This window comes from Neobacillus sp. SuZ13, from assembly GCF_030123365.1.
GTDB lineage: Bacteria > Bacillota > Bacilli > Bacillales > Cytobacillaceae > Neobacillus.
Genome location: NZ_CP126107.1, coordinates 3375787 through 3398133, shown reverse-complemented (window position 1 = coordinate 3398133; position 22347 = coordinate 3375787). Strand labels below are relative to the sequence as shown.

Below are 22347 nucleotides of genomic sequence, written 5' to 3'. Positions count from 1 at the left end.
AATGGATATGATGAATAAATGAGGGGGTAAAAAAAGTGGATAAACTAGATATGCACCATATTTTCGAACTCGGACTAACGTTAGTGATGATTGCAGCTGGTATTACTGCCATCTCAAAAAAATTAAAACAGCCTTACCCAATTTCGTTAGTTATTGTTGGGGCGATTATAGGTCTAATAAACATTCCTGCTTTCGAGCCCTTAAAGGATTTTATTACAGAAGGAGAAGTATTTAACTTTGTAATTATTACTCTCTTTTTGCCGGCCTTATTAGGCGAAGCGGCACTGAAACTGCCTTTTTCCCATTTAAAAGAAAATAAAGGACCCATATTAGCTCTTGCGTTTGGAGCTACGCTTTTATCCTTTCTCATTGTTGGTTTTTCTACTATCTGGCTTTTAGGTTTTTCGATTCCTACCGCGTTTGTGTTTGCTGCTTTAATGAGTGCCACGGACCCTGTCAGCGTTATTTCCATTTTTAAAAGTGTCGGAGTGAACAAACGGCTTGCTATAGTTATTGAAGGCGAAAGTTTATTTAATGATGGACTGGCGGTTGTTCTTTTTAAAATCTCCGCTTTTTATTTACTAACGTACATTGACCTGGGTGTAGTTGGTGTCGGATATGGATTATGGGAGTTTATTAAGGTTATTTCACTTGGTCTCATTATTGGCGGTGCCCTTGGCTATGGGTTTTCTAAATTAACCAGTTACTTTGACGATTACCCATTGGAAATCATCTTTAGTGTGATTCTGTTTTATGGTTCGTTCCTACTGGCTGAAGCTTTTCATGCTTCAGGAGTCATCGCGGTTGTTGTGGCTGCACTGATTTTTGGGAATTATGGAGCAAAGGTTGGAATGAGCCCCACGACGAAGCTGAACATTAATAATTTTTGGGAGGTTACTGCACTGCTGGCCAATTCAATCGTTTTCCTCATGGTTGGATTGGAAATAACCAAGATTAACTTAGCGGACAAATGGGGTTTGGTTTTTCTTGCCATTTTGGTTGTGCTTATTGCCAGAAGCATTGCAGTCTATACAAGTCTTATATTTACCAAAAACTTTCCTACTCCTTGGAAACACGTAATCAATTGGGGAGGTCTAAAAGGTTCATTATCTATTGCACTTGTTTTAAGTCTTCCTCATGATTTTACTGGCAGAGGAGAAATCTTAATCATTGCATTTAGTGTGGTATTGTTCTCATTAGTATTTCAAGGACTTTCTATCAAATCGCTATTATCCGTTTTAGGGCTTAATAAAAAAGAAGAGGGGTTTAAGGAATATGAAGAACTGATTGCAAAAGGACACAGATTAGAAACAGCGATAAACGAAATACATATTGTTAGAAAAAAATTGTTCATTACCGAAACAGCAGCACAAGAATTGATTACAGAATACGAACGAGAACTATCTGAATTAAAGAGCAAAACAGAGCAACTTTTTGTGAAGTATCCGAGTCTAAAAGCAAAACAGCAATCGATTTTACAAAAACATGCCTTATATGCACAATACGAAGCGATTGGAAAATTGATTAAAGAAGATATGATCTCCAATGTGGTTGCAGAGCACGAACTCAATCATATTACTGACATGATCGTAAAATTAGAGGATACCCATTAAATTTTATAGGTGGATTCATAATCTTAGTCTCTAGGGTAAACATAAAAACAAGTTCAATTGTCTGGTTCATTTTTTTCTAAAAGGGAGAGTCAATATTGTGAAATTGATAAAAAGAAAAGGGAATTTAGTTCGTTTGCATCCTGCTCAAATCCTTGTGATAGGTTTCGGAGGTCTAATTTTATTGGGGACTTTTCTTTTTATGTTACCAATAGCAACCTATGAAGAGGGCCGTGGACTTAGTTTCATTGATGCTTTATTTGAGGCGACCTCAGCTGTCTGTGTTACAGGGCTGGCCGTAGTAGATACGGGGACGACCTTTACTTTATTTGGTGAAATCGTTCTTCTCTGTTTGATTCAAATTGGCGGTTGGGGATTTATGACCACAGGTATCTTGTTATTTATTATCTTAGGCAAAAAGATTGGACTAAAAGAACGCTTATTACTTCAGGATTCATTAAATGTATTTTCTATATCAGGAGTAGTCAACCTAGTAAAAAGGATCATCTTTATTACCTTTATGGTGGAACTAATTGGTGCAGTCACTTTAGCAATTCGTTGGTCCTTTGACATGCCACTCCGCAAAGCCATTTACTATGGTATATTCCATTCAATTTCAGCATTTAATAATGCTGGGTTTGGTCTTGAATCTGACAACCTAAGTAAATGGGTAGGTGATCCGACAGTTAATATCATGATTACCTTTCTATTCATCACGGGTGGAATTGGTTTTACGGTGATTCTTGATCTCTTTCATAAAAGATCCTTTCGCAAACTATCTCTCCATTCGAAGGTTGCCCTCCTTATGACACTAATACTTAACATCATAGGGACATTAATCATATTATTATCAGAATATAAAAATTCTGCAACAATTGGGAATCTGCCATATGATGATAAGCTTTGGGCATCCTATTTTCAAGGCGTCGTCACACGGACTGCAGGTTTTAATACGATTGATATTGGAGCCATGAATCTATCATCCCTAGTTTTCATGATGGCATTGATGTTTATTGGTGCGTCCTCAGGATCCACTGGTGGGGGAATTAAAGTAACAACCTTTGCCATTATTATTTTAGCTTTTTGGGCAGTGGTTACCAATCGGGATGATGTGAATATTTTTAAACGAAGACTCTCGTGGGAACTTGTCAATAAAGCATTATCGATCGTTGTGGCAGGAATGTTTTTTATCTTCCTCATTTTCTTCTTATTAACCTTCACCGAAAAAGCTGATATGAGCAAACTGCTGTTTGAAACCATTTCTGCCTTTGGAACAGTAGGTTTGTCCGCGAATTTCACACCCGACCTGTCGCCCTTCGGTAGAGTCCTGATTTCCATCATGATGTTTATCGGAAGGCTTGGACCATTAACGATGGCATTTGCACTTTTAAATACTCGTAAAGATACAAAGGTTAGATATGCAGAAGAAAAATTGTTAATTGGCTAGGGTTTAATTAAAAATTCTTGGGGTGGTTGAGTATCTATGGCAAAGCAAAGTTATGCTGTCATTGGGTTAGGGAGATTTGGTACAAGTATTGCATCCAAGTTAATTGAAGCAGATCAGGAAGTATTGGGAATTGATATAAATGAAGATAGAGTAGAAGATGGAAAATTATTGGTTACGCACGCAGTAGTCCTTGATTCAACTGAAGAGGAATCACTTAAAACGGTTGGAATCCGTAATTTTGATTATGTTATTGTCGCTATCGGTAATGATATGCAGGCAAGTATTTTAACTGTATTAATTTTAAAAGAAATGGGCGTAAAACAGGTGATTGCAAAAGCTCTGAATAAACGCCATGGACAAGTATTAACAAAAGTAGGAGCAGATTGGGTCGTACATCCTGAAAGAGATATGGGCGAACGTGTTGCCCATCATCTCCTAACCCCCAATGTGTTGAACTATATCGAACTGTCAAAAGAATACAATATTGAAGAAATAATAGTTCCCAAAAGTATGACCAGAAAAAGTTTACGTGATCTGGATTTACGAGCGCAATATAATGTGAATGTGATTGCCATTCTAAGTAGTGAAAATTTAATCATTTCACCCTTTCCTGAACATCTTATTCAAGATGGGGATAAGCTAGTAGTCATTGGACATCGTGATGATCTAAATAAGTTTGCGAATATTAAATAACCGATTAATTTTACCGAGAAGACATCCATGTAAGGATGTCTTTTATATTATTAGCCCGTAATTATTTCGTTTGGTTATCCTTCAAATCAATAAACAAGTTTCCTTTGGTCCCTACTACAGCATATGAGATGTTATCAATATTAAGGTTTCTTCTCATAAGCTCTTCCAATATCCATTCCTCATCGTAGGTGTTTTGTGACAAGTTTTTGTAAAGGATTTTACCATCATAGATCAATTCAACCGGAAGAAATTGCTTTAAATCCTCCTTAGTGGTTGCTAGGTATTGGGGCTTTTTTAATACAGATAGTGAGCCGTTTATCTCTAAAATGGCACATTCTACTTCTTCAATGTTAAAAATATCTTTGCCTCTTAATGCCTGATTTAGAGAGTCTAGAGAATACCGCATTCGTTCCATAGATTCTACGAGAATTTCTCCATTTTGTATTAAGGTAGCAGGTTCTCCAGCAATCCATTTTCTTAAGCGTGGATTTCGTAAGGCCACTATATTTAGAATAAAAACAACAATACCCATTAGGACGAACGAGATAATAAAGTAATGGATTTTAATACCTAGATTAAAGGCTAGATTTCCTGCAATTGTTCCCATGGTTATGGAAGCTATATAGAGGTGATAAGTCTTGTGGGAAATCGTTTGTTTACCGAGAATCAATACAAATATCCATAATATAATAAATGAAGTAAACGTTCGAATGATAATTTCAACAGATTCTGACATCGCTATTTCTCCCAATATAATCCAACAAATCATTTTTGATAGTATGTTCTTTATGCAAGCCCATTATTCCAAAGTGAGCCCTAAATAGATGCCTTTATAATTTGAAAAAAAATTAATAAATTTCTAATATTTAAAACTACTAAAAGGTGTAAAATATATGGTAAAATATGTGAATATTATAACGATTGAGGGGATTAAAGTGATGATCGATTACAATGGTAGGAAATTTACATCTATTGAAAATACAGCAAATGGAGAAGTTTCTTCTAGTACATTTTTTGAATACAAACAAGAGGGAAACATACTTTCAGCAACATATCGTGGTGGGGAGATTGTAAAGGGAACGTTGATTGGAATTGTTAAAGAAAATGGCCATTTACAATTTAGATATAACCATGTAAACACAAAAAATGAAATAAGAGGCGGGCAGTGTTACTCGATTCCAGAAACTCTGCCAGATGGAAGAATTAGATTACATGAGAAATGGAAATGGACAGACGCTGAGCAAACTGAAGGAGAATCAGTTATTGAAGAGGTTATTAATTAATCAATAGCAGTTAAAATAGTAAGGGGAATGATCGGATGGAAAAGCATAGAAAGTTAATTGAATCAATACGTTTGTATGGGTCAGTTGGCCTTGGAATATTAATGGCTATTCAATGGTTAAATATAATCGTTGGGCTATCCATTGTCATTGTATTGGCATTCATTAACCAACTATTTATAAAACCAAAATTGAAGCCTAATAAATCGAGGTGAAAATTCGTGTCCATTAAAGGTCTCAATCATTTTTTATTTTCCGTTTCGGATCTGGAGAAATCTATTGATTTTTACCAAAATGTTTTTGATGCAAAGCTGCTAGTAAAAGGTAGAAGCACTGCTTATTTTGATCTAAATGGAATGTGGCTAGCTCTCAATTTAGAGAAAGATATACCCCGAAATGAAATACAGCAATCCTACACACATATAGCCTTTTCTATTGATGAAGCAGAGTATGATCAGATGTATCAAAAACTAACAGATTTGAATGTTACTATTTTATCAGGACGTCCAAGAGATGAAAAAGATCAAAAGTCCATCTATTTTACGGACCCAGATGGTCATAAGTTTGAGTTTCATACAGGCTCTTTGCAAGATCGATTGGATTATTACAAGCAAGAAAAAGGACATATGAATTTTTACATCTAAAGGTATATCCCCAAAGCCCCGAGTAATTGAGGCTTTTTCTTATTTACTTCATTTGGGCTTATTCAAAACGTTTCTTCAATAAATTGCGGACCTCCCCCTAATTTTTGCGTGTTTTATCGGTATCATCTCCATTATAATTATCATAGAAGAGTAAACTGGAAATTCTTTCTTATTGAAAGGAGCTACGTAATGAGCACGGATCTAACTTTAATTAACAGCGCGCAACAATTGCTGCAGAAAATGCCTGATCCAATGTATATCATTGGACTTGATAATCAGGTTTTATGGGTAAACGAAGCTTTTCAACAATTATTCGGTTCGGACCAAAAAAAATGGGATGATGGTTTAACCAACATAATCTTCACTGAAAAGAAAGAGAATGAACCCTTTATTGTTTATTGTTATGATAGCTCCGCAATCTCTGTGAGACTGCAATTAATCCCTATTATTGAAAACGAATCAACACTGATTGCCTATATTGGCATTTTACAAAAATCTACCATCGAACACATTCTTGACGAAGAAATAAGGTATAAAATTGTTGCAGACAACACATCTGATGTAATCGTGCTCGTGGATCAAAGGGCGATCGTTCGTTATGTATCACCTTCTATTTTTTCAATGATTGGTTACACAAAGGAACAATACGAAGGAATGAATGCATTTGACTTAATTCACCCTGAGGACAGGCAGCGGATTCGTGACTTGCATTTTCAAGCAGTCCAGACCAAAACAGAAATTAAAATGGAATATCGTGCCATTCACGCCCAAGGATCCCTGCTCCATGTTGAGACTAAGGTGAAACCTGTGTTTGATAGTTTTGGAAATGTAAAATATGTAGTTGCGGTGATACGCGATATAACTGAACGAATAAAGACAGAACAATTACTAGAGAATATTTTAGAAAGTGTAAATGCCGCAGTGTGGTCAACAGATAAAGATTTTAGCTACTATACCTTTTGTTCGGAGAGCATCGAAAAAATATCGGGAATTCCTCGACATGAAATCATGAATAACCCAATTCGACTCCATGACCACATCCATCCAGAGGATAATATTATGCTAATGGGGGAAGTAAAGAAAAATTTGGATAAGGGTCTTCCTGTTAACAAAGTCATTCGTTATATCCATATCGAAAATGAAACTAGATGGGGAAGGCTGATTGTCCATCCGTTTTTGGACAATACAGGTGCAGTTGAACGACTTAATGGATTAATGTTGGATATTACGGAGAAAAAACGGTCTGAGTTGGCGTTAGAGGAAAGTGAGCAAAGGTATAAGTCCTTATTTGAGAACAATTTGGATGGAGTTTTTTCCATTGATTTAAAGGCTAATTTCGTTAATGCGAATCAATCTTTTGAAAAAATTACCGGCATTAAAATAGACGAGTTACCTGATCGTTGTTTAATTGGGCTGATTTATGATGAAGATCACTTATCTATCTATCAAGTTCTTTCGGAGGTCATTCACACCCATGAATCAAGAGAAATTGAATGCCGGATCGTACGCTATAGGCAAAGCGAGCATCGCATTGTCCATATTACCTTTGTTCCGATCTTCCTTTATGGTGAACTGATGGGTGTTCATGGGATGGTTAAGGATATAACCGAGCGAAAGAAAGAGGAACTTGAGTTAATCCAAAGTGAAGAAAGATATAAGATGCTGCAGCAAAGTATTAATCGATTCTCCCATGATCTTGCGAACGTAATGAAGGTCACAGATCTAGAAAATCGTTTAATTGACGAGGTTAAGAGAGTATTACCTGTCAAAAATGCTTTTATTGAAGAAGTTCCTAGAAATCTAGAATCAACTTTAAATAGTGTCAATGTAAAATGGATCAAAATCGCTGATAAGGAACAGTCAGTGTATTTAAAAATTGATATTAAACAAGCTTTGAAAAAAATAGAGGAAGAGTGGCTTGAAACAGCGGTCCATTATGTCACAATTTTGTATGATAATCTCGGATTTATTGAAGATCTGATGAAACGTGTGGAGGACATGGTAAGTATCAACGAGAGCCCAAAATGGATGCTGCGGCTCTTGTTTAGACTCTCGGAAAAGGAACGCGCCTCGCTTTCCAGCGATTTACATGATTCTGTCTTACAAGATCTCATTATTTGGTATCGAAAACTGGAGTCATTACGTTCCACTTCTATGTTAAATGATGGGATTCAGGAGGAACTAATGCAAATTGAAGAGGGATTGCTTGACGCTATACATCAAATTCGAATTACCTGTAACGAACTACGCCCGCCATTTCTTTTAAAGATGGGACTGGTGGAATCATTAAAAAGTCTGTTTTCGTACACCAGGATGTTTTCTAATTATGAGATTGACTTCTCAACAATGGAGTTAATCCATCCATTAAATGAAGATCAAATTTTAGGATTATATCGAATTGTCCAAGAGCTATTAAATAATGCCACCAAACATTCGAAAGCTACGAAGGTAACGATGAATTTAACCAGTAAACAGGAATATATTCATTTTTCCTATGCTGATAACGGGGTCGGGATCGAATTAACTTCCATTGGAGGCTCATTTAAACATATGGGTTTAGCGGGTATCGAAAATCGGGTCCTAAGTTTAGAGGGGAAGGTAGAGTTCCATTCTGCTCCTCAAGAAGGCTTTCATATGGATATTACTATTCCAACTATAACATCGCTAAAAGGTGATCACTATGGAAATATTATTGGTGGATGATCATAGATCCGTCGTCGAAGGAACAAAGATGCTAATTGAGTCAGAACCGGATATGAATGTTACGATTGAAACGGACGTTTATCTTGTCCCGGATTTGGTCCGTTTAAAAAGTTTTGACGTGATTCTGTTTGATTTATATATGCCTAATATCAATGGAGCTGATTTGGCGCGCAAGGTGCTTGAAGATGTTCCTGACGCCATAATTCTCATTTATTCGGGATTTGATATTGGCCCACATTTTAATTTATTGATGGAATCAGGCGTGTCTGGCTTTATTTCGAAAACGTCGACCCGTGAGCAACTCGTTCAGGCGATACGCAGTGCGTCGCGGAAAGAAGCAATTATTCCAATGCAACTTCTGAAGCAGCTTCGACGTCAGGAGATTGTTGTGCAAGGGGAGAGTGCCAATGATAAAACAACGATTGGGAAAAAGGAAGAAACACTTCTGCGCGAATTAGCCAAGGGTCATAGTAATAAGGAAATTTCCAAGACTTTGTTAATTAGTCAGCGCTCCTTGGAGTACAGTCTGACCGAACTTTTTCAAAAATTAAATGTCAACTCTCGGGTAGAAGCTATTAAAAAAGCTAAAGGACTGGGGATTCTGCCGACAGAAGATTTATATTAGATGGAATGGGACCGGCGAATGCCGGTCCTTTTTTTGTGATATTAAACGGTAGATTGGTTCGGTGAATCCGCAATGATTTGCGGTAAGTCCATGAATGTTTGCGGTTGGCAGTGTCTCCTTCTGAAATATGATGATTCCATACTAAATAAATGAAGGGGGATTATCATGAAGACAAAGGACAGAAATATAGTTGCAGGTGTGTTATTGTGAATATTCAACTATTAGAGTGGGGATTATTCTCGTTTATGATTGGGATGGTATTATCATTGCCGCTTTCAGCGGTATATTATCAAAAAAGTTCACCGATAACTAAAGTTTTCACGAATGCTAGAAAACTAAAATCAGCTCATATTGATTTTTTCATGCAAGGGTTTGCATTGGGTTTTGCATTTCTATTAGAAGTGTCGTTGAAAACTGAGTTTTCCATTTACATTGTCATCCCATTGATTTATGGTTCGATCATGAACCCAACTATTTTGTTGTTAGAAGCCACACCTTTTATCCGTTCAAGTTACCGATTTGTTCATCTTTTCCTTAGAGCCACGAGCCCGTTAGCCCTTCTATTTGCCTGGATTGCCATTGCTGTTTCGTTCTTGCCATTTTATTTAAATATGTTGCTATTGATCATGAGCGTAGTTGGTGGTCTTGTAATAATGATCTATCTAATTAAAAGGGAAGCTCATAGCAGTAAAGACCTTAACATATAGAGTTAAGGTTTTTTTGTGCTTACTAGGAGTTTGGTTATCGCCAGTAATCAGGAGTTATCCGCCAGTAAACTCGGGCCAAGCGCCACTAAATCTATGCCATCCGCCAGTTAAATTGACTCTCGCCAGTAAATATGGATTATCCGCCAGTAACATGGGTTATCCGCTAGTAAAGTTGACACATCCGCCAGTAAACTCGGGTTATGGGAAATTAAAAAACCGTTATCGAGAGTATTTGCATCCTATCCACGAGTAATCCCTTGCTATACGAAAGTATTTGTCCCTTATTCAAGAGTAAATACAAATTATCCGAGAGTAACATCTTTTTAGCACAAAACACACCCACATGCGGAGCTCCCCCAAAAGTCTGCGGTGGTTCTCTCAAAGTCTGCGGTTTTGATGGAATAGAAACACCGTACACTGAAATCATCCAAAACAAAAGAAAAACCCATACGAAGTTACAACTAACCAATAAATCATTCGGGAGGACAGAAAAGTGAAAAAGAAGAGTAAAAAGAAGTTTGTTATTTGGACGTTGATTGGGCTGTTTGCTTCGGCTCTCTTTACTGGCTATTTATTTATGCCAAAGGGTGCGAGTGATCTTGAAGAAGAGAAAGCAGAAACAGGTGACATTATTACCTATTACTCCTTTTCAGGAACCGTCGAAGCAAAAAACAGGAAGACGATGATGAGTGATACTGCCATACAAATTAAAGAAATTGAAGTGGAAGTCGGGGAGGAAGTAGAAAAAGGCGATGTCTTGTTGACCACTAAGCAAGGGGACAAAATTAAGGCAGCACTTGACGGGGAGATATCCAAGATCCATGTCGAGAAAAACGCAGAAGTCATGTCTGGAGCACAGCTTGTCGATATTGTCGATTATTCCAAATTACAAACCAACGTAAAGGTCGATGAATATGACCTCAAATATCTCAAAGTAGATCAAAAAGTTAATGTTGCCATCAACGCGCTTGAAAAAGAAATAAAAGGAACCGTTTCTGCCATTTCCAAAGAAGCCATCAACGAGAATGGGGTCTCTTACTTTACCGCAACCATTGATCTTACGAAAGACCAAGCGATTAAGGTGGGCATGAGTACCGAAGCGAAAATAATGAAGCAATCTGCTAAGGGAGTCACAACCCTTTCCATGAAGGCCATTCAATTTGATAGTAAAAATAAACCTTATGTATTGATCCCAACCGAAAAAGGGATGGCAACAAAGCAATATATTCAAACGGGCATCAATGATGGTACGACGGTGGAAATTAAGAGCGGAGTGGACGCTGGCGATGTGGTCCTCATTATGAATCAAGAGAAAAACAATTCCGATACAGCCATGATGCACGGAGGTAATGAATAATGAATGAGCAGATTCTCAAAATGGAACATATAACCAAAACCTACTTTATGGGTGATGAAAATCAAGTAGTCTTAAATAATATCAATCTCACAGTTAATAAAGGCGATTTCGTTGCCATTTTAGGCCCCTCAGGTTCAGGGAAATCGACTCTTATGAATATGATTGGCTGTCTAGATTCACCCACCAGCGGTGACTATATTTTATCGAATCAAAAAGTGGATGAACTGAATGAGTCACAAATGGCTGTGATTCGGAATAAGGAGGTTGGATTTGTGTTTCAGCAGTTTCAACTCCTTCCTAGACTTAGTGCAATACAGAACGTCGAGCTTCCTCTGATCTATGCGAAGGTATCTGAAAAAGTCCGCAAACAAAGGGCTTGCGATATGCTGACAAGGGTGGGGCTTGGTGAAAAATTGCATCATCGCCCCAATCAGCTTTCAGGAGGTCAACAGCAGCGGGTAGCTATCGCGAGAGCAATGGTGACAGAGCCGACTATCTTACTAGCTGACGAACCCACTGGAGCGCTCGATCAAAAAACCGGTCAGCAAATTATGGAGCTTTTTCACGAACTACACGAAGAAGGAAAAACAATTATCATGATTACCCATGATATAGAAATTGCTAAAAATGCCAGCAGGATTGTGCACATTCTAGACGGAAATCTGAAGGAGAAGCATGTTCATGTTTAAGGAAAATCTTAAGATGTCCTGGATGAATCTTATCCATAACAAAATGCGTTCCTTCTTGACGATGCTAGGAATTGTCATTGGTGTGGCGTCGATTATCGCATTAATTACGATTGTCAAAGGTGCAATGAATGGGATGACAAGCGAGTTTTCATCCTTTGGTGCTGATAAAATCTCAGTTCAGGCAATTGGAACACCACTTAAAAAAGGTTTAATCGATACGGATATTCAAAAACTTTCAGAAATTGAAGATGTTGCTGGAGTTTCCCCAACCCTTACTGGAACCACAAATGTGGTCTATAACGGTAGTGAAAAAACAGATGTTTTGGTTCAAGGAAAAAATGATGTGTATTTTTCAAGGACAAAAGACCTTGTTGAAACTGGCAGAGGATTAAATATATTAGATATTAACAGTGAAAACACGGTGTGTTTGATAGGTTCCGATATTGCAAATGAATTATTTTGGGGAGAGGATCCGATCGGGAAAGAACTGATGATTGCCGGGGTTACTTATACAGTTGTCGGCACTTTACAGAAATCAAGCAGCTTTTCAGAAGCGTCTACCAATGATGCGGTGATTATTCCTTATACCACCTCCATGAGCTTGCTTGGAACGGGATACATTACAAGTGTTGACATGTATATGCAGGATTCGAATGACTCTGAAAAAATAACCAGTGATATTGAATCAGTATTAAATCAAGCATTTAACTACAAAGCTGACAGTTTTACCGTGATGAATATGGAGGATATGATTTCTTCGATTAAACAAGTAACAACGATGTTATCTCTGATGCTTGGTGGGATTGCGTCGATTTCACTAGTTGTTGGCGGCATCGGGATTATGAACATGATGTTAGTTTCTGTTACGGAACGGACAACGGAAATTGGGCTAAGAAAGGCACTCGGAGCCGAACCGAAACGGATCCAGCAGCAGTTTTTACTAGAAGCGGTCTTTATGTCACTTTTTGGGGGCACGATTGGCTTCCTTCTTGGTGTGTTCATCGCGTTTGTCGTTTGCCTGATCATTGGAGCAAGTTTCTCCCTTTCAGCCTCGACCGTCATCTTGGCCCTAGGATTCTCGGCAGCAATCGGAATTATTTTTGGTCTTGCTCCTGCAAGAAAGGCATCAAGGCTGAACCCGATCGATGCGTTGAGAAGTGTTTAAGATAGTAGCTTGTCAGAAAAATATATATAAGAGAGGTAATTTATTATGAAAAAGGTAGAATTAAATGTGATTGGGATGTCATGTGGGCATTGCGCAAAGGTCATAGAAGACAGTGTCGGAAGTCTAGCTGGTGTGGAAAAAGTGCTAGTCGATTTAAAAAAAGGAAATGTAGCAATTGAATTTCATTCCAATCTGGTTACCATGGAGCAAATTAAAGAAACAATCGACGAACAGGGATATGATATTGCTTAAAAGTGCAAAAACGTGCCATGTTATTGGTACGTTTTTTTCATCACCTTGCAAAATAATTGCGGGAACACGAAAACATCTTGCGGTTTAAAAAAGATGATAAATTGTAAAATGTAGATATAGAGATAAGAAGTTTTAATTTTCAAATACAGTACAGGGGTATTGTACTTGACGATAGAAAGGAGTGATAGGTGATGGAAAATATTGAAAAGGTCGAATTCGATTTAGTCGGAATGACTTGTGCTGCCTGTGCAGCCAGGATCGAGCGAGGGCTTGAAAAATTAGATGGTGTCAAAACAGTACATGTTAATTTAGCGCTGGAAACAGCTGTAGTCGAATATAGCTCTTCTCAGCTTACCATAGAGAATATTGAGAATAGGGTTGAACAGATTGGATATCAAGCCATTCAGAAACAAGGAGAGAAAATAGAGGAACTACGCGAAAAAGATTTGGAAAAACTCAAGGGACAGGTGATTTTTGCAATTATCCTTGCGACACCGCTGTTATGGGCGATGGCTTCTGATTTTGAGTTTACTTCTTTTATCAAACTTCCAGATTTCCTTATGAATACCTGGGTCCAATTGGCACTTGCCACACCGGTGCAGTTTATCATTGGCTGGCAATTTTACCGAGGCGCTTATAAAGCGCTCCGCAATCGTAGTGCCAACATGGATGTATTAGTGGCACTAGGCACATCTACCGCTTATTTTTACAGTCTGTATCTTTCCATTCAGTCCATTGGTCCGGAACCAAATATGTTTGATAGGTACTTTGAAACGAGTGCTATCTTAGTCGCATTTATTGTGCTTGGAAAACTTTTTGAAATAAAAGCAAAGGGTAAATCTTCTGATGCGATTAAGAAATTAATGGGATTACAGGCAAAAACGGCAAAAATTATCCGTAATGGGATTGAACAGGAAATCGCCTTGGAAGAGGTAATGATTGGTGATACTGTCTTGGTCCGGCCAGGTGAAAAAGTGCCCGTAGACGGTGTCATAGTTGAAGGGCGATCAGCATTAGATGAATCGATGCTGACGGGAGAAAGTATTCCAGTTGATAAAACGGTCGGGGATCATGTCATTGGTGCAACCATTAACAAGAATGGCTTTCTAAAAATTCGCGCATTGAAGGTGGGAAGTGAAACGGCTCTTGCTCAAATTATCAAAATCGTAAAGGATGCACAGGGTTCGAAAGCACCCATCCAACGTCATGCCGATAAAATATCAGCCATCTTTGTACCTATAGTTATAGCCATTGCTTTTCTCACTTTTGCCCTTTGGTATTTTTGGATTATTCCTGGGCAGCTAGCCGATTCCCTTGAAAAAATGATTGCTGTACTGGTGATCGCTTGCCCGTGTGGTCTTGGTCTTGCTACCCCTACTTCGATTATGGCAGGAACAGGTCGTGCTGCTGAATTTGGGATTCTTTTTAAAGGTGGAGAACATCTAGAAATTACTCAAAAAATATCCACGGTGTTACTGGATAAAACCGGAACGGTTACGAAGGGGGAACCTGAGGTAACAGACATTATTATTGAACCAGGAATAAACGAAGCGGAATTTCTTTTCCTGGCAGGTTCTGCAGAATTTCAATCTGAACATCCTTTAGCAGAGGCAATTGTTCGTGCCATTAAAGACAAGGGAATCGAGCCAGGAGAAGTAGGCCGTTTCGAAGCGATTCCGGGATTTGGGATCAAAGCAATCGTGGATGAGAAAGAAGTATTGGTCGGAACGAGAAAATTAATGAGCATGAACCAAGTGAATTTTCAGGGAAAAATTAACCGAATGTCAGAGTTCGAACAAACTGGAAAAACAGCGATGCTCGTTTCGATTGATCGGGTATATGTAGGTATGATTGCTGTCGCCGATACCATAAAAGACACCTCAAAAGAAGCGATCCAGCGACTGAAGAATTTAGGACTTGAAGTCATTATGATTACTGGAGATAACCAAAGGACGGCAGACGCCATTGCCAAGGAGGCAGGAATCGATAAGGTCATTGCTGAGGTATTGCCGGAAGAAAAGGCAGCTGAAGTGAAAAAGCTGCAGCAACAAGGGAAAAAAGTGGCGATGGTCGGAGACGGAATTAACGATGCGCCAGCTCTTGCAACCGCGGACATTGGCATGGCGATTGGAACCGGTACAGATATAGCAGTAGAAGCAGCAGATATTGCGCTCATCCGCGGAGATTTAAGAACAATCGCTGATTCGATCTTTATGAGCAAAAAGACGATGGAAAATATAAAACAAAACCTTTTTTGGGCATTTGCCTACAATGCGGTGGGTGTCCCGTTTGCCGCGGCGGGATATCTTGAACCTTGGATTGCAGGAACTGCGATGGCATTTAGCTCAGTATCGGTAGTGTTAAATGCACTGCGTTTACAGCGAGTCAAACTAAATGAGGCAAAAAAATTCTTGAATAAAGGAGTGACAGGTATGAGGAAATGGGCGATAGCAGGGATTCTTTATGTTACGGTCGTCATTTTTGGATTCCAGGCTTATGATAAATGGGTTGCCGAAGACCAAAACACAACGGCTCAGGCAAAAAACAATGGCGGAAAAATGGAGATGGATGAAAACAAAAGAAACCAAGAAATGAGTGAAGGTCATCAGGAGGAAGAAAAAGGAAGCACTCATGGTCATGAAATGGCTGCTGGAAACCATGAAGGCAGCGAGGTTAATGCATTTGTTCAAACTGATAAAAATAACATCAAGATTTTCTTAAAAGACAAGGCTGGAAATCCAATTGACGAGTTAGAAGTGAATCATGAGAAGGAATTACATCTAATCATCGTTGATGAACAACTCCAGAAATATTATCATGTGCATCCGGAAAGAACAGGAAAAGGGGAATTTACAATAAAAAACACCCTACGAGATGGATTCTATAAAGCGTTTATCGATATTAAACCGACAAATTTCGCATATAAAGTAGAGCCAGTTCCATTTATCGTTGGAAATCCAGACGAAAAAAGTCATGGTCACGAGCTAATTCCAGAAACGAAGTTCAGCAAAACAGTGGATGGTGAAACGGTTACTCTAAATGTAAGTTCATTTAAGGCGGGGAAATCCGTAACGTTATCCTTTGATTTAGATCAAACCAATTTAACTCCTTATCTAGGAGCCATGGGGCACGTGGTGATTCTTGACGAGTATGGGAAAGAGTTCCTTCATGTACATCCGTCAAATGATAAAGAACCGATTTTTGAAACAAGCTTCGCTAAGCCTGGCATCTATAAAATTTGGGCAGAGTTTAAACAGAATGGTAAGGTAAGAGCATTCCCCTTTGTAATTGAGATAAAAGAATAAGACCAACGCTTATGAAGGACAATTCAATGACTTCAGCGGCAACTTTTGTCCTTCATACAAGCTTGTTAAACATTGTTTAATTAAACTTGGAGAATGTGCCGCGTTTGAAAATGAGAATTGAGAAACTAAAGGGGAGATTGGAATGATTTATGATGTCGTTGTGATTGGCGGGGGCCAGGCAGGCCTATCAATGGGGTATTACCTCCAGCAATCCTCGTTATCTTTTATAATATTAGATCACAATGCCGCAGTAGGCGATGTGTGGCGGAAGAGATATGATTCGCTCGTCTTATTTACACCACGAGCCTATAGTTCCTTACCTGGTTTAGCATTACCAGGTGACCCTTCTGGATTCCCAACTAAGGATGAAATCGCTGAATACCTAGAGCTTTACGCTCGTACCTTTGAATTGCCTATTCAGCATCATTGTCACGTTCAAAAAGTACAAAAGGAAAACCAACTATTTACAGTGACAACCAAAGATTCCTTTATCGAAGCAAGGAATATAGTGGTAGCAGCCGGTCCGTACCACACTCCTAAACTACCATCATTTGCAAAAGAATTGCCAACCCATGTCATCCAACTCCATTCTTCTCTATATAAAAACCGCACTCAACTTAACGAAGGGGCTGTCTTAGTTGTCGGCGGAGGCAATTCAGGCGCACAAATAGCGGTGGAATTATCTGAACATCATAAAACATATTTATCTGTTGGAAAACGGCTGCGTTTTCTTCCCCTTACTGTCAGCGGGCGAAGTATCTTTTGGTACTTTGACAAACTCGGAATATTAAAAGCAGACCGCCAGTCGTTTATTGGAAAGAATCTTCAAAATCAGGGAGATCCAATATTCGGATATGAGCTAAAAGAAAAATTAATGAATAATAGTGTCATGCTTTGTGGCAGAACCAAATCAATCGATTATGATGAGATCTATTTTGAGGATCAGTCTTCCATAAAAGTGGAGAATGTCATTTGGGCAACTGGCTTTAACCCGAATTACTCATGGATAGATATCCCGTCTCTTTTAGATCATCATGGCCTGATCAATCATTATAGAGGAGTAACTGAAATCGAAGGGTTGTACTTTCTTGGTTTACCTTGGCAGTATCGAAGGGGATCCGCTCTCCTTTTAGGAGTCGGAGATGATGCTGATTTTTTGTCTCAACATATTTCTAAGTGCAAGTAAATTATAACGATGGCCCAAGGTAATTATTTGTAACAAAGAGGATATTTTGAATGGTTTGTTGAAGTGGATATGGTACAAAATAATGGGGGCGAACGATTTGGCTAAAGGGCGGCGGTGTTTCAAAGGAAGAATTGCCTAACTTTCTGGCCGGCCTTAAAACGATTCTGGAGTTTGACTCAGAAGCGATGTGCACTGGACATGGCGGGGTGCTTGTTGGTAACATTGATGTTTTTATTAAAACATTATTAAATGTTGAAGTGTTAAGCTAGCGGCTACTGAAGTGGTTCGAATGCTTTGCATTCGGACTTTTTTAGCGAAAAAACAATACAAAAATACGAAGCGAATCGTTTCTGCACTATGCAGGACGCTTCACTTCGTAAAAATGATGTAAAAAGCATCAGCAAAGAAAGAGCTGATATTTCTTAAGGCACTTAACTTACAACAAAATCAGGTTCATTTAGTCCCGAAACCAAAGCGTCCCGTGCTTCTACTAAACCAAGTTTTATAAAGTAAAGCTGACCATTGAGTCTTTCATCATCAACACTTAATAATAGAGCTTGATCAATGAAATTAATGGTATCCTCCGTCTTGTCCAATGCTAAGGATATCCGATTGTCAGAAAGATTAATAAGGTGTTGATTATCTTGAATTTGGGCAACAACTGGGGCGACTTGAATGACGGGATCACTCGGAAAATACGTATCAATAGGTAATCCTTTCATAGCAAGATACACCTCTGTCAAATGGTCAATGACATCTTGATAGTATTGGATTTTAATAGGGTTAGGCGGTAATGGAAAATCGGACATTTCCAAGAAAAGGATTAAGGCATTGTCCGCATAACGGATGGCTTGTACCGTATATGCCAAAGCTGTTCTTACATTTGCAATTAAGTTTGAGGACATTTTTTTCACTCCAAACTGATGAATTATTTTAGTGTATGTTTGTAAGACTAGCCCTGTAAAGGACATCGCGGTAAATTTATTAAAATATTTTATGAAGTGAATACTAAACCTCTCTTATCTGGGGTAAAAATTAGATTAGAATAAATTGGTAAATAAATAGGAAAATTATTCTCAAATGATGTAAAGGAAGAGTAAAATGGAACCAACCTCAATTCGATTAACTGCTCCAGAATTCTGGTTTTTTTTAATGTAGATGTAAGCGGAAGATATAAGGAAACGCGGGAATAATGTATTTTTACCATTGGAGGCTTTTATGCTTGAATTTAGAATCGAGAAAATAACCGATCTCCCAAGAATTGATTTATCTCCATTATTGTTGGAAAGCAAAGAAGAAGGTTTTCGGTTTATAGTTCGTTTAGTCAATGATTATAAAAATGGTACGAACACCTTTAATAAAAGGGGCGAAGGACTATATGGTGTTTTTAATGAAGATGATGACTTAATTGCCATTGGTGGAATAAATATCGATCCATATTCGAATGACCCCCAAATAGGACGCCTTAGAAGATTTTACGTTTCAAAGGCGTACCGAAGAAAAGGTGTTGGCAGATTTTTAGTAAATAAAATTCTATTTGATGCAAGAAGAACTTTTGAAGAAATAGTTCTCCATACAGATACTGAGACTGGGGCACTTTTTTATACTTCGCTCGGATTTAAGAAAAGCAGCGGGGATCCCAATACATCACATTATCTCAAGCTAAAAATATGAGAAATAGAACTGAGTGTTCACTTTGATGAAGAGTGGAAATCTGTTAATCTTTTTGTCATGCATTCCTTTTTGCTATCTACTAAATTATGAATATAATTAGGATAGTTGGAGGATTGATAGTATGATCAAGATACGAAACGTAAAAATGGAAGATTTGAAACAGCTGGTGGTCATTGAAAATCTATGTTTTTCAAAAGAAGAGGCAGCAACAAAACATGCATTCGAAAAGAGAATTGAACTGATTCCAGATAGTTTCTTTGTTGCCGAAGTGGATGGAAAAATTGCAGGATTAGTTAATGGTCCGGTGATTGATACTATGTACATCACAGATGATTTATTTAGTATGACCAAGAGTAATCCAGCAAAGGGTGGTCATCAAAGTATTTTAGGATTAGCAGTGTCTCCTTATTTTCAAAGGCAAGGCGTAGCAGCTGCCTTACTAACCCATCTTGAAAAAGAAGCAAGAAAAAACAATCGAGAAACGATTACGCTTACTTGTAAACAGGATTTAATCCGTTTCTATGAAAATTTAGGCTACCTTAACTGCGGTGAGTCTGCTTCCAAACATGGAGGAGTATGTTGGTATAACATGTGTAAAAAGATAGATTAATTCCTACAATCTAAAGTATATGGAAGAACGGTTCGGAGCACACTCTCGAATCGTTTTTTATTTCTCGAAGAAATTCACGTCTAATAGACGGAACTAAAATTAATGACATAATACTACGTACTCCTAAATAAAATCTAAGGAGATAAGCAGTAAGACCTATCTTATTTTTTATGGGTATCATTTTCCCGTTTTTATATTGATTTTTACATGCATTTATAGAGAATAGGGGGGATTTGTTGGTGAGTGATTTGCAAACGAAACTTGGCGGAGGATTGAATCTACTTCAGGATTCGCTGCAGCAAGGAAAGCAGAAACTACAAACCGTTCAGGAAGTTAGCCAATTAAAAAAACTTATTCAGGAGCATGCTGAAAAACGTGCCGAATTGCTGCTTCACCTAGGGGAAGTGGCTTATCAAAAAATTCGGACAGGAAAATTGGAAAATTCAGAACTGGGACAATTCTTTTTAAAGATTGCTGAACTTGACCAACGTATTTTTCAAGCCCAAAAGGCATTAGAGCAATTAAATAAAAAAGAACATGCGTGGAGCTGCTCTAATTGCGGCAGTCAAATTACTGCGAATGATAAATTTTGTGGATCATGTGGTCAACGACAAGAACAACTGGCAAGTGGTATTGAGTCCATGGAAACCACTGTGTGTGCCACTTGTGAAGAACAGGTCCCATCACAAGCTAGTTTCTGCGCCTGTTGCGGAAGCCGTCTGGCTCTGTAAGGGGGACTGTCAGATGTTTTGTAAAAATTGCGGGACCGAGAATCTTTCAACGGCCAACTATTGCATCAATGACGGAACCCTGTTAAAACGAGCGCCTGTAAAATTTCGAGTGAAGGAGCAGAAAGCTTCCTTTTGTTCCGAATGCGGCGGAAATACAACAAAGGGTTATAACTATTGTACGAAATGTGGGTCGAGTAACCTGCAGTACACCCATGAGAGAGGCTTAGCCTCGCCAAAGGAATTGACCAATATAACGGCAGTTCTTCCCCAAAAAATGCCGGGCTTTCAGTTTACATATGTTAAAAATGCCTTGTTGCCAGCCCTGATTGCCATCCTGATCATTTTTGGATTATCTTTTTCTGTGATGAAGACATCTGAAAAGGTCTTTAACAGTTTGGTTGACGATAGTTTAGACGAAATGGATCTTGCCGGATTAATCGACGAAATTCCATTGGAACGGGAAGGAGATCTTCCCAAGCTCAATAAAATGTATGGTATATCTGATATTGTGATGGCGTCTAACCTCCAAAATCCTGTCATTGCCGTTAGTGTAGACGGAGAAATTAGCGGTGACGCGGAACAGGCGACGGTGGAAGCAGCGGCAAAGAATGGGTTTATTATTTATCTTCTGATACCATTCATCGGATTATTTGTCGCTGGAATGATTGCATCAAGGCGAAGACTTAGTTCAAAACTACAAGACCATGTGATCAATGCAATCGGCATTGCTGTCCTTTATTCAATATTTATGACAATCTTTTCGCTATTTGCTGGGTATTCATATGATTTCAATACGGATCAGAAGAATTTTGATATGAGTCTAGATATTAGCACCAACTATTCCTTTTTTAAAACCTTCATAATGACTTTACTTTTTGGTTTCTTTTTCAGCGGCTTAGGAAGTTTATTTGCTGTAACCTTTCGGAGGGCAACGAGTCTCCTTTCCGAGTGTATTCCTTCAGGAGAAGCGATTCATCAAGCGATTGTCATTCCATTTCGCGGCATTCTCCTTTTCTCAGTCATTATCTTTGCTTACCTTTCTAGTAAAATAGCAGAAATAAAAGAGGCAGGGGCGTTCTTTTTCGATACACCATTTGAGGAGTTACTCGACAAAAGTTTTATGCTCATTGCAACAGTTTCCGTTCAATTTGGCAGTTATTTTTGGAACTTACTTCACTTCACGCCAATCACGTTTACACAATCGGTATCGGGATCGGAGGAATCTTTTTCTTTTGGGATTTTTTCTGGAATTGAATCAGACAGGGACCCCACTTTTTTTGAAGATATCTTGGTCGGGACGGATGTGGATCTTTATTTAAAGCTTGCGATTCTGATCCCAGTTGCATTATTTATTTGGGCGGGTTTCAAGTTAGAAAGAAAACCAAATGTGATAAAGAATCTGGTAATCTTTAGTGTAGTTTATGCTGTCATCATGTCATTACTTGCAGCATTCACTGATATAGGTTTTGGGCTCAGTGGAGGGAGTGAGAACGCAGAAGATGCGCTTGAGTTCTCGCTTCAACTTGGATTTGGGCCATTTGGAACGTTCATTAAAAGTCTCCTCTTTTCATTTGTATTTGCCTTTCTTGGGACATTCATTCATAAATCGAAAAAGCATGCCTAATTTACTTAGATTGATTCCCTTGTCTGCTTAGGCAGGCAGGGGATA

At 38.5% G+C, this 22347-nt stretch carries 20 protein-coding genes and 1 pseudogene; 19 read left to right on the top strand and 2 right to left on the bottom strand.

Annotated features, from left to right (window positions below; all coding sequences use genetic code 11):
* The first annotated feature begins 35 nt into the window (after positions 1-35).
* The 3 genes from QNH17_RS16705 to QNH17_RS16695 all read left to right on the top strand — a co-directional run bounded on the left by QNH17_RS16705 (position 36) and on the right by QNH17_RS16695 (position 3750).
* A complete protein-coding gene (locus QNH17_RS16705) occupies positions 36-1613 on the top strand; it encodes a cation:proton antiporter (RefSeq protein WP_283873641.1) in 1578 nt (525 codons plus the stop codon).
* A 94-nt stretch (positions 1614-1707) separates the two neighbouring features.
* Positions 1708-3057 carry a TrkH family potassium uptake protein gene (locus QNH17_RS16700; protein ID WP_283879525.1) on the top strand — a complete coding sequence of 450 codons (1350 nt, stop codon included), beginning with the start codon at positions 1708-1710 and terminating at the stop codon, positions 3055-3057.
* Positions 3058-3093: 36 nt separating this feature from the next.
* The gene (locus QNH17_RS16695) at positions 3094-3750 is read left to right on the top strand and encodes a potassium channel family protein (protein ID WP_283873640.1); all 657 of its coding nucleotides are present in this window, start codon (positions 3094-3096) and stop codon (positions 3748-3750) included.
* A 61-nt stretch (positions 3751-3811) separates the two neighbouring features.
* Here the strand turns inward: QNH17_RS16695 and QNH17_RS16690 are convergent, their stop codons facing one another.
* A complete protein-coding gene (locus QNH17_RS16690) occupies positions 3812-4486 on the bottom strand; it encodes a DUF421 domain-containing protein (RefSeq protein WP_283873639.1) in 675 nt (224 codons plus the stop codon).
* A gap of 202 nt (positions 4487-4688) precedes the next feature.
* On the opposite strand from QNH17_RS16690, the gene QNH17_RS16685 reads away from it, so the two are divergent.
* From QNH17_RS16685 to QNH17_RS16630, 12 genes and pseudogenes are all read left to right on the top strand, one after another.
* Entirely contained in the window at positions 4689-5033 is a 345-nt protein-coding gene (locus QNH17_RS16685) for an avidin-fold protein (protein WP_283879524.1), read from the top strand.
* 35 nt (positions 5034-5068) lie between these two features.
* Entirely contained in the window at positions 5069-5245 is a 177-nt protein-coding gene (locus QNH17_RS16680) for a hypothetical protein (RefSeq protein WP_283873638.1), read from the top strand.
* Positions 5246-5251: 6 nt separating this feature from the next.
* Positions 5252-5674, top strand: coding sequence for a FosM family fosfomycin resistance protein (fosM, locus tag QNH17_RS16675; protein WP_283873637.1), 423 nt, complete (start codon positions 5252-5254; stop codon positions 5672-5674).
* A 189-nt stretch (positions 5675-5863) separates the two neighbouring features.
* Entirely contained in the window at positions 5864-8377 is a 2514-nt protein-coding gene (locus QNH17_RS16670; RefSeq protein ID WP_283873636.1) for a sensor histidine kinase, read from the top strand.
* Complete coding sequence (locus QNH17_RS16665; protein WP_283873635.1) at positions 8355-9002, top strand: response regulator transcription factor; 648 nt, start codon at positions 8355-8357, stop codon at positions 9000-9002. Before QNH17_RS16670 ends, QNH17_RS16665 begins: the two co-directional genes overlap by 23 nt.
* Before the next feature lie 206 nt (positions 9003-9208).
* Positions 9209-9709, top strand: coding sequence for a hypothetical protein (locus QNH17_RS16660; protein ID WP_283873634.1), 501 nt, complete (start codon positions 9209-9211; stop codon positions 9707-9709).
* 493 nt (positions 9710-10202) lie between these two features.
* Positions 10203-11066: an efflux RND transporter periplasmic adaptor subunit gene (locus QNH17_RS16655; RefSeq protein WP_283873633.1), complete on the top strand. Its 864-nt coding sequence runs from the start codon at positions 10203-10205 to the stop codon at positions 11064-11066.
* Positions 11066-11755 carry an ABC transporter ATP-binding protein gene (locus QNH17_RS16650; protein ID WP_283873631.1) on the top strand — a complete coding sequence of 230 codons (690 nt, stop codon included), beginning with the start codon at positions 11066-11068 and terminating at the stop codon, positions 11753-11755. The genes QNH17_RS16655 and QNH17_RS16650 overlap by 1 nt, the downstream gene beginning before the upstream one ends.
* The gene (locus tag QNH17_RS16645; protein ID WP_283873630.1) at positions 11748-12920 is read left to right on the top strand and encodes an ABC transporter permease; all 1173 of its coding nucleotides are present in this window, start codon (positions 11748-11750) and stop codon (positions 12918-12920) included. The genes QNH17_RS16650 and QNH17_RS16645 overlap by 8 nt, the downstream gene beginning before the upstream one ends.
* 45 nt (positions 12921-12965) lie before the next feature.
* Positions 12966-13172, top strand: a complete 207-nt coding sequence (gene copZ / locus QNH17_RS16640; RefSeq protein WP_283873628.1) for a copper chaperone CopZ — start codon at positions 12966-12968, stop codon at positions 13170-13172.
* Positions 13173-13375: 203 nt separating this feature from the next.
* Positions 13376-15565, top strand: a pseudogene (locus QNH17_RS16635) (heavy metal translocating P-type ATPase); the annotation flags it as partial.
* Between the two features lie 1048 nt (positions 15566-16613).
* Positions 16614-17663, top strand: a complete 1050-nt coding sequence (locus QNH17_RS16630) for a flavin-containing monooxygenase (RefSeq protein WP_283879523.1) — start codon at positions 16614-16616, stop codon at positions 17661-17663.
* Between the two features lie 431 nt (positions 17664-18094).
* Here the strand turns inward: QNH17_RS16630 and QNH17_RS16625 are convergent, their stop codons facing one another.
* Positions 18095-18568 (bottom strand): hypothetical protein, encoded by a 474-nt coding sequence (locus tag QNH17_RS16625; RefSeq protein WP_283873626.1) that lies wholly within the window; start codon positions 18566-18568, stop codon positions 18095-18097.
* A 313-nt stretch (positions 18569-18881) separates the two neighbouring features.
* On the opposite strand from QNH17_RS16625, the gene QNH17_RS16620 reads away from it, so the two are divergent.
* The 4 genes from QNH17_RS16620 (at position 18882) to QNH17_RS16605 (ending at position 22302) form a co-directional block, all read left to right on the top strand.
* Positions 18882-19337: a GNAT family N-acetyltransferase gene (locus QNH17_RS16620; protein WP_283873625.1), complete on the top strand. Its 456-nt coding sequence runs from the start codon at positions 18882-18884 to the stop codon at positions 19335-19337.
* A gap of 121 nt (positions 19338-19458) precedes the next feature.
* Positions 19459-19947, top strand: a complete 489-nt coding sequence (locus QNH17_RS16615) for a GNAT family N-acetyltransferase (protein ID WP_283873624.1) — start codon at positions 19459-19461, stop codon at positions 19945-19947.
* A 239-nt stretch (positions 19948-20186) separates the two neighbouring features.
* Positions 20187-20678 carry a zinc ribbon domain-containing protein gene (locus tag QNH17_RS16610; protein ID WP_283873623.1) on the top strand — a complete coding sequence of 164 codons (492 nt, stop codon included), beginning with the start codon at positions 20187-20189 and terminating at the stop codon, positions 20676-20678.
* Positions 20679-20691: 13 nt separating this feature from the next.
* On the top strand, positions 20692-22302 hold the full coding sequence (locus QNH17_RS16605) for a zinc ribbon domain-containing protein (RefSeq protein WP_283873622.1): 1611 nt from the start codon (positions 20692-20694) through the stop codon (positions 22300-22302).
* Positions 22303-22347: the final 45 nt, after the last annotated feature.